Annotated in this window: 15 protein-coding genes and 1 pseudogene; 9 read left to right on the top strand and 7 right to left on the bottom strand. The window is 67.4% G+C overall.

All coding sequences use genetic code 11. The annotated features are described in order from the left end of the window. The 4 genes and pseudogenes from VJ655_RS04815 to VJ655_RS04800 form a co-directional block, all read left to right on the top strand. Positions 1 to 340 (top strand): annotated as a pseudogene (locus VJ655_RS04815) (methyltransferase); the annotation flags it as partial. Next, complete coding sequence (locus VJ655_RS04810; protein WP_324109928.1) at positions 337 to 993, top strand: DUF2987 domain-containing protein; 657 nt, start codon at positions 337 to 339, stop codon at positions 991 to 993. The pseudogene VJ655_RS04815 and the gene VJ655_RS04810, both read left to right, overlap by 4 nt. 89 nt (positions 994 to 1082) lie before the next feature. Beyond that, positions 1083 to 1391, top strand: coding sequence for an SCP2 sterol-binding domain-containing protein (locus tag VJ655_RS04805; RefSeq protein WP_324109927.1), 309 nt, complete (start codon positions 1083 to 1085; stop codon positions 1389 to 1391). Positions 1392 to 1399: 8 nt separating this feature from the next. Continuing rightward, the gene (locus VJ655_RS04800; protein ID WP_324109926.1) at positions 1400 to 2374 is read left to right on the top strand and encodes an alpha/beta hydrolase; all 975 of its coding nucleotides are present in this window, start codon (positions 1400 to 1402) and stop codon (positions 2372 to 2374) included. On the opposite strand, the gene hisN is transcribed toward VJ655_RS04800, so the two are convergent. Beyond that, on the bottom strand, positions 2349 to 3185 hold the full coding sequence (gene hisN, locus VJ655_RS04795) for a histidinol-phosphatase (RefSeq protein ID WP_324109925.1): 837 nt from the start codon (positions 3183 to 3185) through the stop codon (positions 2349 to 2351). The two genes, VJ655_RS04800 and hisN, sit on opposite strands and share 26 nt — an antisense overlap. A gap of 67 nt (positions 3186 to 3252) precedes the next feature. Then, positions 3253 to 3636 carry a helix-turn-helix transcriptional regulator gene (locus VJ655_RS04790; protein ID WP_324109924.1) on the bottom strand — a complete coding sequence of 128 codons (384 nt, stop codon included), beginning with the start codon at positions 3634 to 3636 and terminating at the stop codon, positions 3253 to 3255. 124 nt (positions 3637 to 3760) lie between these two features. On the opposite strand from VJ655_RS04790, the gene VJ655_RS04785 reads away from it, so the two are divergent. After that, complete coding sequence (locus tag VJ655_RS04785; protein WP_324109923.1) at positions 3761 to 4708, top strand: lysophospholipid acyltransferase family protein; 948 nt, start codon at positions 3761 to 3763, stop codon at positions 4706 to 4708. Here VJ655_RS04785 and VJ655_RS04780 read toward each other — a convergent pair. The 4 genes from VJ655_RS04780 to gcrA form a co-directional block, all read right to left on the bottom strand. Further along, complete coding sequence (locus tag VJ655_RS04780) at positions 4705 to 5223, bottom strand: response regulator (protein WP_324109922.1); 519 nt, start codon at positions 5221 to 5223, stop codon at positions 4705 to 4707. The two genes, VJ655_RS04785 and VJ655_RS04780, sit on opposite strands and share 4 nt — an antisense overlap. 474 nt (positions 5224 to 5697) lie before the next feature. Further along, the gene (locus VJ655_RS04775; RefSeq protein WP_324109921.1) at positions 5698 to 5913 is read right to left on the bottom strand and encodes a DUF2093 domain-containing protein; all 216 of its coding nucleotides are present in this window, start codon (positions 5911 to 5913) and stop codon (positions 5698 to 5700) included. 27 nt (positions 5914 to 5940) lie between these two features. After that, positions 5941 to 7455 carry an exodeoxyribonuclease VII large subunit gene (gene xseA / locus VJ655_RS04770; protein WP_324109920.1) on the bottom strand — a complete coding sequence of 505 codons (1515 nt, stop codon included), beginning with the start codon at positions 7453 to 7455 and terminating at the stop codon, positions 5941 to 5943. Positions 7456 to 7546: 91 nt separating this feature from the next. Next, positions 7547 to 8065 (bottom strand): cell cycle sigma 70 cofactor GcrA, encoded by a 519-nt coding sequence (gcrA, locus tag VJ655_RS04765; RefSeq protein WP_324109919.1) that lies wholly within the window; start codon positions 8063 to 8065, stop codon positions 7547 to 7549. Positions 8066 to 8303: 238 nt separating this feature from the next. On the opposite strand from gcrA, the gene VJ655_RS04760 reads away from it, so the two are divergent. From VJ655_RS04760 to VJ655_RS04745, 4 genes are all read left to right on the top strand, one after another. Next, positions 8304 to 9125, top strand: a complete 822-nt coding sequence (locus VJ655_RS04760) for an ABC transporter permease (protein ID WP_324109918.1) — start codon at positions 8304 to 8306, stop codon at positions 9123 to 9125. A gap of 165 nt (positions 9126 to 9290) precedes the next feature. Further along, complete coding sequence (locus tag VJ655_RS04755; RefSeq protein ID WP_324109917.1) at positions 9291 to 10508, top strand: aspartate aminotransferase family protein; 1218 nt, start codon at positions 9291 to 9293, stop codon at positions 10506 to 10508. Positions 10509 to 10571: 63 nt separating this feature from the next. After that, positions 10572 to 11507 carry an ornithine carbamoyltransferase gene (gene argF, locus VJ655_RS04750; protein ID WP_324109916.1) on the top strand — a complete coding sequence of 312 codons (936 nt, stop codon included), beginning with the start codon at positions 10572 to 10574 and terminating at the stop codon, positions 11505 to 11507. A gap of 217 nt (positions 11508 to 11724) precedes the next feature. Further along, positions 11725 to 12636, top strand: coding sequence for an Hsp33 family molecular chaperone (locus VJ655_RS04745; protein WP_324109915.1), 912 nt, complete (start codon positions 11725 to 11727; stop codon positions 12634 to 12636). 60 nt (positions 12637 to 12696) lie between these two features. Here VJ655_RS04745 and VJ655_RS04740 read toward each other — a convergent pair whose 3' ends face one another. Further along, on the bottom strand, positions 12697 to 13362 hold the full coding sequence (locus VJ655_RS04740; protein WP_324109914.1) for a hypothetical protein: 666 nt from the start codon (positions 13360 to 13362) through the stop codon (positions 12697 to 12699). Positions 13363 to 13681 lie beyond the last annotated feature (319 nt).

Below are 13681 nucleotides of genomic sequence, written 5' to 3'. Positions count from 1 at the left end.
GGACGCCCTGGCGGCGCTGAAGCCGGGCGGCGTGCTGGGCGTCGAGGAGCATCGGGGCGAGCCCGGACGCGTGCAGGACGTGCTGGCCGCCGACGGCTATGTCCAGCAGGACTACGTGATCCAGATGGCCAAGGAGGCCGGCTTCGTGCTGGCCGCGACCAGCGAGATCAACGCCAATCCCAAGGACACCAAGGACCATCCGTTCGGCGTCTGGACCCTGCCGCCCACGCGCCTGTCGGCGCCGCGCGGCGAGCCCGCCGAGCCGGGTTTCGACCATGCCAAGTACGACGCCATCGGGGAGAGCGACCGCATGACCCTCAAGTTCGTGAAGCCCAGATGACACGGCCCCTCTCACTGATCCTGACCGCCGCCCTGCTGGCGTCGACCGCCAGTCCGGCCTTCGCCGAGAAGTCGGTCGAGGCGACCAAGGTGCTGCCTTTCCTGGACAAGTTCCTGAAGGTGCCGGCAGCCCAGCGCGCTCGCCTGAAGCTGAGCTATGCGATCCGCCACGACGGCAAACCTCAGCCCGACCTGAAGGCCGTCCTGGTCGAGCGTGGCGGCGCGCGCACGCCCTTGCCGGTCGACGAGGAGGGCTACTTCGAACACCTGCCGACCCTGGCCCAGTTGGAGGACGATCCCGCGATCGTGTTCGACGTGCCCGTCGGCTGGAAGATGAGCACGATGATGACATTCGGCACGCAGCTGAAGCCGGCGCAGGATTATGACGCGCGCGAGCTGGCGGCGACGGTGGCCGAGGCCAACGCGGTTATCGGCAAGACGGCGGGCGTGATGGCCTTCATGGCCCCGAAGATGACCGGCCTGGCCTTTCCCAAGGCTGTGAGCGGCGTCATCGTGTTCGCCGACGGCCACAGCGCGCCGCTGCCGAAGTTCAACGAATTTCCCTATTTTCGTCCGGCCGACCACCAGGGCGCCGTACGGGTAAAGTTGACAAGAACCCCAACTAAGGTCGCCTTCTACGATGGGAAGAAATAAGGCCCTGGGTCGTCTGAACGGTGTTTACTTAACCGGGCGGGCCGGTCTAGCTATCCGCAACATCATTTCGCGCAAGGGAGATCGCGCTTATGGCCACCATCCAGGAAATCACGGATCGCATCAAAACCGCCGTCGGCGATGACAGCGGCCTGGGCAAGAGCCTGAAGTTCGATCTGAAGGACGCCGGCGTCATTCACATCGACGGCGGCTCGGTGACGAACGAAGACAAGCCGGCCGACCTGACCATGACCCTGGCCCTGGACGACCTGCTGGCCATCGGCGCTGGTACGCTGGATCCGACCATGGCGGTGATGACCGGCAAGCTGAAGCTGTCGGACATGGGCGCGGCCATGGCTCTGCAGCCCAAGATGGGCGCCCTGTTCGCCAAGATGCGCTAAGCCGAAAAATGGCGGAGCAACCGGCGTTTCTGGTCTCGATTCCCGAGGCGCCGGTTCCCGACCACGGCAAGGCTGAATGGTTCCGCGGCGCGGAGGGGACGACCCTCCGCGCCGCGACGTTTTTTCCGGACGGTCCGGCCCGTGGCTCTGTGGTGCTCAGCCCCGGCCGCAGCGAGCCGCTGGAGAAGTATTACGAGGTCGTCTCGGACCTCCTGGCGCGCGGCTTCGCGGTGCTGCTGCATGATTGGCGAGGGCAGGGGCTCTCGGCGCGTAGCCTTCCAGACCGGCTGAAGGGGCACGCCCGGGGTTTCAAGCCTTTCCTGGCGGACTACGGGGCGCTGCTCGACGCTTTCGAGGTGCGTATGCCAAAGCCGTGGATCGCCATGGGCCATTCCATGGGCGGCTGCCTGACCTTGCTGGCCCTGGCCAAGGGCGAGGATCGCTTCTCCGCCTGTGTGCTGTCGGCGCCGATGCTGGGCCTGAACACGGGTGGGGTTCCGCCCTGGGCCGCGACGATGCTGTCCTGGACGCTGGCGCGCGCCGGCCTGGCCGGGCAGTACGTCAAGGGCGCCCAATACGATCCGCTGGCCCAGACCTTCGAGAACGACACGCTGACGCACGATCGAGCGCGGTACGAGCGCTACATGGCCCAGCTACGGGCCGATCCTCGGATCGCGGTGGGCGGCATGACCTGGGGCTGGCTCGACTTCGCGGTGTCGGCCTGCGCCTGGCTGGGGCGAAAGGGGGCCGTGGAAGGCGTCTCGGTTCCCGTCACGATCACGTCCGCCGAGCTGGACGATCGCGTGTCCAATCCGGCCCAGAAGGCTATCGCCGGACGCCTGCCGCGCGGGCGCCATGTCGAGGTCGCCGGCGCTTTCCACGAGATCCTGATCGAGACCGACCCACGCCGGGCGGTCTTCTGGAAGGCCTTCGACGAGACCGTGGACGCGATCGCGCCTATTTCGCCGAGCGCCGTAGGCTGACCAGCGCCTCGTCCAGCGGTCGACGATCGCCGGAGATCACCATCTGGCCGCCGTTCGGACCGATCGTCTGGCCGCGCCAGTCGGTGACCAGCCCGCCCGCGCCCTCGACCACCGGAATGGCCGCCTCGATGTCCCAGGACTTCAGTCCGGCCTCGATCACCATGTCTATCTTGCCCATGGCGACCATGGCGTAGGCATAGGCGTCGCAGCCCAGGCGGGCCAGCTTGGCAGCGGCGCGCACCTGCAGCCAGGCTCCGCGTTCCGCGCCGTCGAAGCAGGCGTCCGGATCGGTGGTGGCGATCACCGCGTCGTTCAGGTTCGAGCATTCGCGGACATGGATGACCTGGCTCTGGCCGCGGGCCAGCAACCGCGACCCGCCGGCGTGGCCAATGAACAGCTCGTCGGTGAACGGCTGGCCGATCGAGCCCAGCACCGGCCGGCCCTGATGACGTAGGCCGATCAGGGTCGTCCACAGCGGCAGGCCGGCGATGAAGGCGCGCGTGCCGTCGATCGGATCCAGCACCCAGACGAACTCGGCGTCGGGCCGGTCCTCGCCATATTCCTCGCCGATCACGCCGTGCTCGGGATAACGCGCGGCGATCATCGCGCGGATCGCCGCCTCGGCCCCGCGATCGGCCTCGGTCACCGGATCGAACGCGCCGTGCGAATCGCGCGGCAGGTTCTTGCCCACCCCCTTGTCCTCCAGGCCGTGATCGGCCCGGAAGAGCGGCAGGATCGCGGCCGACGAGGCCTTGTTCAGGTCGATGATGAAGGCGTCGAGCGAAGCCAGCTGGTCAGCGGAGAGCGTCATGGGGCGGGTTTAGCTTTCCGACCGCCCCTGCGCCATGTCTTTCGAACACCGCCGTCGTCCGGTTTTCTCACGCATCGACGTGTTCGCCGCCGTGCAGCGACTTGGCCAGGTCCAGCAGGCGCCGACGCGGGCGCTCGCCGAGCAGATAATAGGCGCGGACAAGGTCCTGCGTCTCCTTGCGGGCGAACATCTCGCCGCCCTCGGCGACCGCGCCGATCGTCTCGTGGCGAGCGGTCGAAAGGCCGTCGTAGAAATAGCCGACCGGAACCTCCAGCGCCTCGGACAGCTGCCACAGCCGCGCGGCCGAGATGCGATTGGCGCCGCACTCGTACTTCTGGATCTGCTGAAAGCGTACGCCGACCACGCCGGCCAGCTGCTGCTGGGTCAGGCCCAGCAGACGGCGACGCCGACGCAGGCGCTTGCCCAGGTGAACGTCGATGTCGTTACCCATGAAAGTCTTGCCCCCTAAGTCTCGAGGCCGTCCCGAAACAGAACGGCCTGGGGCGCGAACCGCAAGTCGCGTGCCGGAGCGCTCGCCGTTGCGCGAAACGGCCGGGCGAGCCTACTAAGGGCGCATGTCTGATAAGCGTCGGCCTTGGGTGCAGGATCTGCTCTGGCGGTTGGAGGCCCTGGGCTTCGACCTCTTCATCGGCGCCGTGCGCCTGATGGGCGTGGACCGGGCGTCGGACTTCGGCGGATGGCTGGGACGCACGTTCGGGCCGCTGAGCGGCGCGCACAAGGTCGCGACCCGGAACCTGAAGCTGGCCTTCCCCGAAAAGGACGCCGCCTGGCATGCGCGGATCCTGGACGAACAATGGGAAGGCCTGGGGCGTTCGTTCGCCGAGTTTCCGCTGATGGACAAGATCCTGCCGTCCACCGGCCGGGTCGAGGTGGTCAATGCAGAGCGCCTGACCCAGATCGCCGAGCAGAAGATCCCGGTGGTGTTCGTCTCGGGACATCTTTCGAACTGGGAGGTGATGCCCGCGGCGATCGTCGACAGCGGCGTGATCTGCGAGATGACCTATCGAGCCGCCAACAACCCCTATGTCGACCAGCGCATCCGGGACAGCCGCTTCCGCTACGGGGTGCGTCTGTTCGCGCCGAAGGGCGGCGACGGTTCTCGCGAACTGCTCCGAGGCATGAACGAGGGCAAGTCGGTCGCCCTGATGAACGACCAGAAGTTCAATAGCGGCGTGGCCGCGCCGTTCTTCGGTCACGACGCCCGCACCGCGCCTGGGCCGACCCGCCTGGCGATCCGCTTTGGGACCGTGCTGCAGCCGATGTCGGTGCAACGCCTGAAGGGCGCGCGGTTCCGGGCGGTGGTGCACGAACCCATTGTCCCGCCGAAGACGGGCGACCGCACGGCCGACATCGAAGCAGGGGTGCGGATGATCAACGCCTTCATGGAGGAGCGCATCCGCGAGCGTCCGGCCGAGTGGTTCTGGGTCCACCGCCGCTGGCCCAACGAGGTCTATGCGGAGCTGGCCGAGCGGGAGCGCGCCGCCGCGCAGAGTCCGTCCTAGATCTTGACCTTGCCGTCCGGCGCGTCGGGCTCGCCGGGGCGGCGGAAGGGGCCCTTGTGGGAGGGATCGTTTCGACGGCGACGGCATGGACCGAAATAGTCCGCCGAGCGGATGAATGGCCGCGGATGGAAGATAACCGTGTTGATGCGATCCAGCAGCGAGCGCGCGGTCACCGGCTTGACCACCACCTCGGTGACGCCGGCGTCGCGGGCCTCGAACACCCGGTGACGCTCGGCGAAGCCGGTCAGCATGATGATCGGCAGGAAGGGATCGACGCTGTCGGGCGCGTTGCGCACCAGCTGGGTGAACTGCACGCCGTCCAGCGGGCTCATCTTGAAGTCCACGATGGCGATGTCGGTCCGCCAGTCCCGCAGGATCTGCAGGCCTTCGGCGCCGTCCATCGCCTCGCGGATCTGCCTGACGCCCACGCCTTTCAGGATCGTCGAGACGATCGACCGAATGTGCTGGTTGTCGTCCACCAGCAGAAAGCGCAGCTTTTCGAGCGCCGCCGACATGCGGGAGCCGCCTCCTCGAGGATTTCACGGAAAGATTGAGACGAGGGTCGCTCCCCTGCGACCTACCGCTCCGATAGGGGCGGCATAGCTAACGAAGGATTGAAACTCGCGCTAGACACGAATAACGCGAGTTTGACCGCAAAAAAAGGCGCGCGTCGCGCCGTTTTTGGCCCTGTGGGGAGGTCTTCGGAAGGTCCGCTCCAAGAGAGGGCGGATGCGTGTCTTCACGCGCGAATGCGGCGAGGCGGGCTCAAGGTCGAGATAAGTCTCTGGCGTTTCGAGCTTTTTCAAACGCGTGTAAGAGCGCGTATCAAGCCGCCGCGGTTCGAAGCCCGCGTCCGGCAGGTCCGAGATCCCCTCCGGCATCAACGCTCAGGCGAGCATGCGCGTTCGGGAGCCCTGGATTTCCAACGGCGCCAAAACCCCATAATGGGTACGTTTTAGACGGCGCCGATATAACACCGAGGGCGGGGATCAGCCTTGGCGCCAGCGCTTCAGGGCCTCGGCGGCGCTAGCATAGGCTTCCTGGTGCTCCGGACTCCAATAGCGCAGCGCCTCCAACGGGATCTTGGCGTTGGTGACGGCGCATAGCACGAAACGGCCGGGCGACAGCACGGCGTATTCCCCGTCGCCATAGTGCAGGACGGCCAAGCCGTCGGACTTTCCGAGATCACGATCGAAAGCGTTCATGGCTCTACTCTACGCCGGAGCGGCGGTTCAGAACAGGTCGCCCTGTTCGGTCTTGGGCGGGGGCGGCTTGGGACGCGGCGCGGGAGCGGGGCGGACGGCCGAGGGCGGCGGGCCATCATTGCCGATCACCGCCTCGCGCTCGCCATCCGCGAACTGCAAGGCGACGTGATCGCCCAGCGCCAGGGCGGCGGACGAGCGGATGATCGTTCCATCGGCCTTTCGCACCAGGGCGAAGCCCAACTCCATGGGGCGGCGCGGGTCCAGCGACCGGCGAAGCTTGTCCAGGCCGGCCAGCTGCTCTTCGGCGCGGGTCAGGCGGCGCGTCCCGGCCGACTGAAGCCGCTCCCAGAGCACGGGCAGGCGCGCATGGGTCCTGGCCCGCTCGGGCGCGCGGGTTCCGCAGGCGTTGAGCCGGCGGCTCAGGTCGGCCAGCCGCTCGGCCTTGGCCGCGTGTTGGCGACGCAGGGCGTCCGGCGTCAGGCGGGCGGTGACCTTCAACAGGTCCTGGGCGTGGACGGCGGTGTTGCGCTGCAGGGCCGCGTCGAGCCGGCCCGAGGCGATGTCGAAGCGCTGCTGGGCCAGCGCCAGCAGATCCGTCGGGCGGGGCAGGCCGCGGGCGGCGCTGGTCAGGCGCGTGCGGCGCTCCTCCAGCACCCGCGATCCGCAGCGGTTCAGGCGGCGGTCGAAGTCCGAGATCAGGGCCCGCAGCTCGGCCAGAACGGGAGTCGCTATTTCGGCCGCGGCCGTGGGCGTCGGCGCGCGGCGGTCGGAGACGAAGTCGATCAGGGTCGTGTCGGTCTCGTGCCCAACGGCCGAGATCAGCGGAATGGTCCCCTCGGCCACGGTTCGGGCCAGGGCCTCGTCGTTGAAGGCCCAGAGATCCTCCACGGACCCGCCGCCGCGCGCGACGATCAGGATGTCGGGGCGCGGCACGGGCCCGCCGGGGGCGATGGCGTTGAAGCCCCGGATCGCCGCGCTGACCTGGCCGGCTGCGGCCTCGCCCTGGACGACCACGGGCCAGACCAGGACCCGGCACGGCCAGCGATCGCGGATGCGATGCAGGATGTCGCGGATCACCGCGCCGGTCGGGCTGGTGATCACCCCGACCACGGCGGGCATCGAGGGCAGGGGACGCTTGCGGCTCGGCTCGAACAGGCCTTCGCTCGCGAGCTTGGCCTTGAGGCGCTCCAGTTGGGCCAGCAGGGCGCCGACGCCGGCGGCCTCCATGCTGTCGATGACGATCTGATAGCGCGAGCCGGCCGGATAGGTGGTGATCTTGCCGGTGACGATGACCTCGAGCCCATGCTCTGGCCGCACGCCCAGGCTGCGGACATTGCCCTTCCAGACGACGCCGTCGATCGCGGCCTTGTCGTCCTTGATGGTCAGGTAGACGTGGCCGTTGCCGTGATGGGTGACCTTGCTGAGCTCGCCGCGCAGCCGCACGAAGCCGTAGCGATCCTCCAGCGTGCGCTTCAGGGCGAAGGCCAGCTCGGAGACCGAATAGGGCGGCGCGTTGGAATCGGTTGGCGGAAGGTCCGTCATGGGCCCTATCTAGGCCGGTCCCCCAGAAATGGAAAATCCCGGGGCGCGTGAGCGCCCCGGGATCCGCCGCCTGAGAGACCTTATGTTCTTCTTAGATGTAGCGGCGAAGCGAACGGGCGAGCTCGGTGGCGCCGCCCTTCTTCTTGGTTTGCTGCGGCTGGTAGGCCACCCGGGCGTGCTCGACGCAGTAGGGGCCTTCCGACGAGCGGCGGCCGCAGAAGGTGAAGCCTTCCGACGACGGATCGCCGATCGGCCACTTGCACATGTGGGCGCCCAGGGTCAGCACGGTGGCCGAACCCGGCTCCTCGTGACGGAAGGCCGGCAGCGGCGCGGGCGCGGCGGCGACGGGCGCGGACGGCGCCTCGATCGGCGTCACGCGGCGCGGCGCCGACGGCATGGCCTGGGTGGCCGGACGCGCCGGACGCGGCGCCTTGAAGGCCGGTCGGGCCGGCTGCGAGGGCGCCGCGCGGCCTGACAGGCCAAGGCGGTGAACCTTGCCGATGACGGCGTTGCGCGTGACGCCGCCCAGTTGCTTGGCGATCTGGCTGGCTGAAAGCCCATCCAGCCACAGCTTCTTCAAGGTCGAGACCCGTTCGTCGGTCCAGCTCATAGCCCGTCTCCGCCATTCGATAAGGGAGAAGGGCGTCCCCACGCCCGTCACCCCATATCTGGTGATCGAACCGCCCCGCCGGCGGTCGTCCTACTACATATCGTAAAGAATACGTTAAAACGCACAATGGGCGCCATCGACTCTGTCCACAGAAACAAGATGTTGATTCAGGCAAGCCCGAGCTTGCGAAAAGGGGGCGCAAAGCGCACATGGCCAAGCAGGGCAACGGGTTAAGCGCATGAAAGACATGGCCGAGAGCGTCATTCCGCCGCAGCCGCGCGACTATCACGGCTGGAACTGGAGCGGGTTCGTGACCCTCTACCAGCGTGAAATCCGTCGCTTCTGGAAGGTCGGTACGCAGACGGTCGCCGCGCCGGTGGTGACGACCCTTCTCTATATGCTGGTGTTCGTGGTCGCCGTGGGCGGCAGCCGTCCCGCCGTGGGCGGGGTGACCTTCGGTCACTTCGTGGCGCCCGGCCTGATCATGATGGCGATCCTGAACAACGCCTTCGCCAATTCCTCATCCTCGCTGATCCAGGCCAAGATGATGGGCCTGACGCCGGACTTCCTGACGCCGCCGCTGTCGGCGCTGGAGCAGGTCTCGGCCTTCACCCTGGGCGCGGCGACGCGCGGCGTCGTGGTGGGGGCGGTGACGGCCATTGTCATCGGCGTGCTGCCAGGCGCGGGCCTGTCGGTCATCCACCCCTGGGCGATCGTCTATTACGGCGCGGTGGCCTCGCTGATCCTGGGTCTGGCCGGCGTGCTGGCGGGGCTGTGGGCCGAGAAATTCGACCAGCTGGCCGCCGTGACCAACTTCCTGATCATGCCGATGACCTTCCTGTCGGGCACGTTCTATCTGGTCGACAAGCTGCCCGAGCCATTCCGCTCGGCCAGTCATTTCAACCCGTTCTTCTACCTGATCGACGGCTTCCGCTATGGCTTCATCGGCCATGCCGACGGCTCGATCGTGATCGGCGTGGCGTCGACGGGGCTGCTGGCGGTGGCGCTCTTCCTGTGGTGCTGGCGCCTGTTCGTCACCGGCTATCGCCTGAAGAGCTGATCGGCTTGTGGCCCTGGCGACAAAATCGCGGATTTTCGCCAGCTTTTCAGCGCTCTTTCATGGACCTTTGATTGACAGGACGCCGTTCCATGGCGACAACCTGCGGCCTTCCGGTCCCCGTGCGAACAGCGCGGGGGCTTCTTTCCTTTTAGGGAGGTCGGTCTCTTGAGCACCGTGACGTCGCCCAACACCTCGCAGCACCACATCATGGGCGTCTACAACCGCGCCCCGCTGGCGTTCGAGCGAGGCCGAGGCGCGCGCCTGTACTCGACCGACGGCGGCGAATATCTGGACTGCGTGGCGGGCATCGCCACGGACGGTCTGGGCCACGCCCACCCGGTGCTGGTCGAGGCGCTGAAGACCCAGGGCGAGAAGCTCTGGCACGTCTCCAACATCTACCGGATCCCCGAGCAGGAAGAGCTGGCGGACAAGCTGTGCGCCCACAGCTTCGCCGACGTGGTGTTCTTCACCAACTCGGGCACCGAGGCGATCGAGTGCGCGCTGAAGACGGCCCGCAAGTATCACACCGCCAACGGCCAACCCGAGCGGACCGAGATCTACGGCTTTGACGGCTCGTTCCACGGCCGGTCATACGCGGCGGTCAACGCCTCGGGAAATCCCAGCTATGTCGAGGGTTTCGGTCCCCGCCTGCCGGGCTACACCCAGCTGACCTTCGGCGATCATGACGCCCTCAAGGCCGCGATCGCCAACCCGACCACGGCCGCGATCATCATCGAGCCCGTGCAGGGCGAGGGCGGGGCGCGCGCCGTTCCCGAGCACTGCCTGGTCAGCCTGCGCTCGCTTTGCGACGAGCACGGCGTGCTGCTGATCTATGACGAAGTGCAGTGCGGCATGGGGCGGACGGGCAAGCTGTTCGCCTACGAATGGGCCCCGGGCGGCGAGCCGCACATCATGGCCGTGGCCAAGGCCCTGGGCGGCGGCTTCCCGGTCGGCGCGTGCCTGGCCACGGCCGAGGCGGCCAAGGGCATGACCGTGGGCGTCCACGGCTCGACCTTCGGCGGCAACCCGCTGGCCATGGCCGTCGGCAAGGCGGCCTTCGACACGATCAACACCGACGAGATCCTCGACAACGTGAAGACCGTGGCCGGCTACTTCACCCAGCAGTTGAACGGCCTGAAGGACCGCTTCCCGGACGTCATCGTCGACATCCGCGGCAAGGGCCTGCTGATCGGCGTCAAGCTGATCCCGAACAACCGCGAGTTCATGGTTCTGGCTCGCGATCAGCACCTGCTGGTCGCCGGCGGCGGCGACAACTGCGTGCGCCTGCTGCCGCCGCTGAACCTGACTATCGAGGAAGCCAGCGAGGCGATCGCCAAGTTCGAGAAGGCCTGCGAGGCCGCTCGCGCCAAGGCCGCCGCCTGACACACCTGAACTCTTGAAATCGCCCGCTTCGGTCCGCCGGAGCGGGCGTGAGGGATTTGGCTCATGACCGCCCCCCGCCACTTCATCGACCTTTGGAAGCTGGACGGCGCGACTCTGCGCCTGCTGCTGGACGACGCTCACGCCCGCAAGGCCGCCCGCAAGGGCTGGCCGCAGGGCAAGGTCGACGTCGACGCGCCGGCCAAGGATCGGGTGCTGTCGATGATCTTCCAGAAGAATTCGACCCGCACCCGCTTCTCGTTCGACGCGGCCATGCGCCAGCTGGGCGGCGCGGCGATCATCTCGACCTCGTCGGACATGCAGCTGGGCCGGGGGGAAACTATCGAGGACACCGCCAAGGTGCTTTCGCGCATGGTCGACGCGGTGATGATCCGCGCCAACAGCCACGCCGATGTCGAGCGCTTCGCCCAGGTCTCGACCGTGCCGGTGATCAACGGCCTGACCGACAAGAGTCACCCGTGCCAGATCATGGCCGACATCCTGACCATCGAGGAGCATCGCGGCTCGATCGCCGGCAAGACGATCGCCTGGGTCGGCGACGGCAACAACGTCTGCTCCAGCTTCATCCACGCCGCGCCGCTGCTGGGCTTCGAGCTGAAGATCGCCTGCCCGGCGGTCTATCACGCCGACCTGCACGATCTGGCGCGCGCCGAAAGCCTGCAGGGCAGGGTCAGCATGACCGCAGACCCCAAGGAAGCCGTGCGCGGCGCCGACGTGGTCGTGGCCGACACCTGGGTCTCGATGGGCGACACCGACCACGACGAGCGCCTGGCCGCTCTGGAGCCCTATCAGGTCGATGACGGGCTCATGGACCTGGCCGCCGGCAACGGCGTCTTCCTGCACTGCCTGCCGGCCCACCGGGGCGAGGAAGTCACCGACGCGGTGCTGGACGGCCCGCGCTCGCTGGTCTGGGATGAGGCCGAGAACCGCATCCACGCGCAAAAGTCGGTGCTCGCCTGGGCTTTCGGCGCGATCGGGTAAGCTAAGGAAGGGCGCCGGCCAGCGCCCGGTTGGAGATGCGCTGGCCGACTGCGCCGGCGCGTATGGGCAAAGAGCGACGGCGCTCAAGAGGTGAGCCGACTCCTCAAGCGCTGCAATGCGGCAGGACGCCGCGATACTCAAATCAGAGACAGTCGCCGCGATGCGGGAACGGCGACGAGGCTCGCAATTTCGATCAGACCGCTTATCTAGCCTCCCCATGACCGACATCGCCCCCAATCCCGGCGTCCTCGACGACGTCGTCTCCGCGTTCCAGATCGAAGGCCTGCCCGTGCGCGGCCGCGTCGTCCGGCTGGGCGACGCCGTCGACGAGGTGCTGACGCGCCACGCCTATCCCGAGCCGGTGGCCAATCTGCTGGGCGAGGCCTGCGCGCTGGCCGCCCTGGTCGGCTCCAGCCTTAAGTTCGAAGGGCGGCTGATCATCCAGGCCCAGGGCGAGGGCGCCGTGCGCTACGTGGTCGTCGACTACGACACCTCTGGCGGCCTGCGCGGCTACTGCCGCTTCGATCCCGACGAGGTCGCGGCCGTGTCGGAAGGCTTCGCGCGTCCGGGGGCCAAGACCCTGCTGGGCGGCGGCGTGTTCATCATGACCCTGGACCAGGGACCGGACATGGACCGCTATCAGGGCGTGACGCCGATCGAGGGCGAGACCCTGGCCCTGTGCGCCGAGCAGTATTTCGCTCAGTCCGAGCAGACGCCGACTCGCGTCCGTCTGGCCGTTGGCCAGGTCGATACGGGCGAGGGGCCCAGGTGGCGCGCCGGCGGCATCCTGATCCAGGTCATCGCGGGCGACCAGGCGCGCGGCGACACCCAGGACGCCTGGACCCATGCCCAGGCCCTGTTCGAGACCACGGGCGAGGACGAACTGGTCGATCCCATGGTCTCGACGCCGACCCTCTTGTGGCGCCTCTTCAACGAGGACGGCGTGCGGCTGCTCGACCAGAAGCCGATGCGGGCCTTCTGCCGTTGCTCGGAAGAGCGGATCGGCGTGGTGCTGGACTCGTTCTCGGCCGAGGAAGTGGCCGACATGGTCGAGCCGGACGGCAAGATCCACGTGACGTGCGAGTACTGCTCCCGCGTCTACAAGCTGGAGCCGGCGACGGCCGCGTAGGAAAGCCCATTCACGCCGCCGCGAAGCGACGGCGGCGATCAGGCTGGCTAGCTCCGGGGGTTATAGGATGATCCTGGTGGTCCAGGAGCCGTCCGGGTTCAGCGTGACGTTGATGACCGAGTGGCCGCCCGTAAAGTCGCAGAGGGCGGCGTTCATGGCGGCTTGGTTGAAGTTCGTCACCATGCCCGGCATGTAGCGCCCAGTCTGGACGTAGAACTGCAGAATCGGCTGGCAGTCGATGTCGCTGACGGGGTCGGCGATCACGAAGTTCGACAGGGCGAGGCCGCCGTTTATCTGGACCGCCGAGCCAATATTGTAGAAGGCGGGCGGCGAGTAGCTCGGGGTCGTGATCCGGAAGGCGCCGGGCCGCACGCCGACGCCGGCGGTCGGCCTCGTCAGGCCGAGCGGGGCGACGGAGGCGGTGGTCCAGTGGTTCGTCGCGCCATGGGTCGGCGCCAGGTCGATAGGGTAGAAGGCTGAGGCGAAGCCCGAAGGCTGGCCGACCACCGGGTAGCTGTGCGCCTGCTGGATGGCCGCGAAGGACTGCATATTCGCCTGGAACGTGAGCGTCGCGCCGGTGGATTCGTAGTTTCCCAGGGTCTGGCAATAGAGACTGTTGATGTAAACGGTTTGGCCACCTGAATAGATGGAAGGCTCCTGGAAGATATAAAAGCTCTGCGTGCTGCGTTGAAGGTTCTCGGCGTTGATCGTCAGAAGGGAGGTCATGGCGGTCTCTGGGGGATTATCTTAGGTAAACTGCGGCGATGATCTACCGGGCGGGATCCGGCCTTGGCTGGATGCGCTCACCACTTATCTATGACCGATGTTCGTCGCCGCCAGGCGACAGTGGGGAGCCTGGCGATCGATCGTGCATGACCCGTGCGTCCGCCTGGGCGGAACGCCGCGGCGGGATAATCAGAAGCCGCAGCCGGTGCTCTTCCAGCCGGCCTGGAAGGCCTGGCTGTTGGCCGAGGTTTCCAAGGTGGCGATGCTGGGACGGGCGATGAAACGCGCCGTTTCCTTGGCGCCGCCGGAACTGACGCTG

This window comes from Caulobacter sp. (assembly GCF_035254145.1).
GTDB lineage: Bacteria > Pseudomonadota > Alphaproteobacteria > Caulobacterales > Caulobacteraceae > Caulobacter.
Note: the sequence above shows the minus strand (reverse complement) of the source record. Positions and strands in the feature narration are given on the sequence as shown.

Bases quoted from the DNA above. Each gene is read 5' to 3' on its own strand.
- VJ655_RS04810 (WP_324109928.1), top strand. From the start codon at position 337: ATGACACGGCCCCTCTCACTGATCCTGACCGCCGCCCTGCTGGCGTCG.
- VJ655_RS04805 (WP_324109927.1), top strand. From the start codon at position 1,083: ATGGCCACCATCCAGGAAATCACGGATCGCATCAAAACCGCCGTCGGC.
- VJ655_RS04800 (WP_324109926.1), top strand. From the start codon at position 1,400: ATGGCGGAGCAACCGGCGTTTCTGGTCTCGATTCCCGAGGCGCCGGTT.
- hisN (WP_324109925.1), bottom strand. From the start codon at position 3,185: ATGACGCTCTCCGCTGACCAGCTGGCTTCGCTCGACGCCTTCATCATC.
- VJ655_RS04790 (WP_324109924.1), bottom strand. From the start codon at position 3,636: ATGGGTAACGACATCGACGTTCACCTGGGCAAGCGCCTGCGTCGGCGT.
- VJ655_RS04785 (WP_324109923.1), top strand. From the start codon at position 3,761: ATGTCTGATAAGCGTCGGCCTTGGGTGCAGGATCTGCTCTGGCGGTTG.
- VJ655_RS04780 (WP_324109922.1), bottom strand. From the start codon at position 5,223: ATGTCGGCGGCGCTCGAAAAGCTGCGCTTTCTGCTGGTGGACGACAAC.
- VJ655_RS04775 (WP_324109921.1), bottom strand. From the start codon at position 5,913: ATGAACGCTTTCGATCGTGATCTCGGAAAGTCCGACGGCTTGGCCGTC.
- xseA (WP_324109920.1), bottom strand. From the start codon at position 7,455: ATGACGGACCTTCCGCCAACCGATTCCAACGCGCCGCCCTATTCGGTC.
- gcrA (WP_324109919.1), bottom strand. From the start codon at position 8,065: ATGAGCTGGACCGACGAACGGGTCTCGACCTTGAAGAAGCTGTGGCTG.
- VJ655_RS04760 (WP_324109918.1), top strand. From the start codon at position 8,304: ATGAAAGACATGGCCGAGAGCGTCATTCCGCCGCAGCCGCGCGACTAT.
- argF (WP_324109916.1), top strand. From the start codon at position 10,572: ATGACCGCCCCCCGCCACTTCATCGACCTTTGGAAGCTGGACGGCGCG.
- VJ655_RS04745 (WP_324109915.1), top strand. From the start codon at position 11,725: ATGACCGACATCGCCCCCAATCCCGGCGTCCTCGACGACGTCGTCTCC.
- VJ655_RS04740 (WP_324109914.1), bottom strand. From the start codon at position 13,362: ATGACCTCCCTTCTGACGATCAACGCCGAGAACCTTCAACGCAGCACG.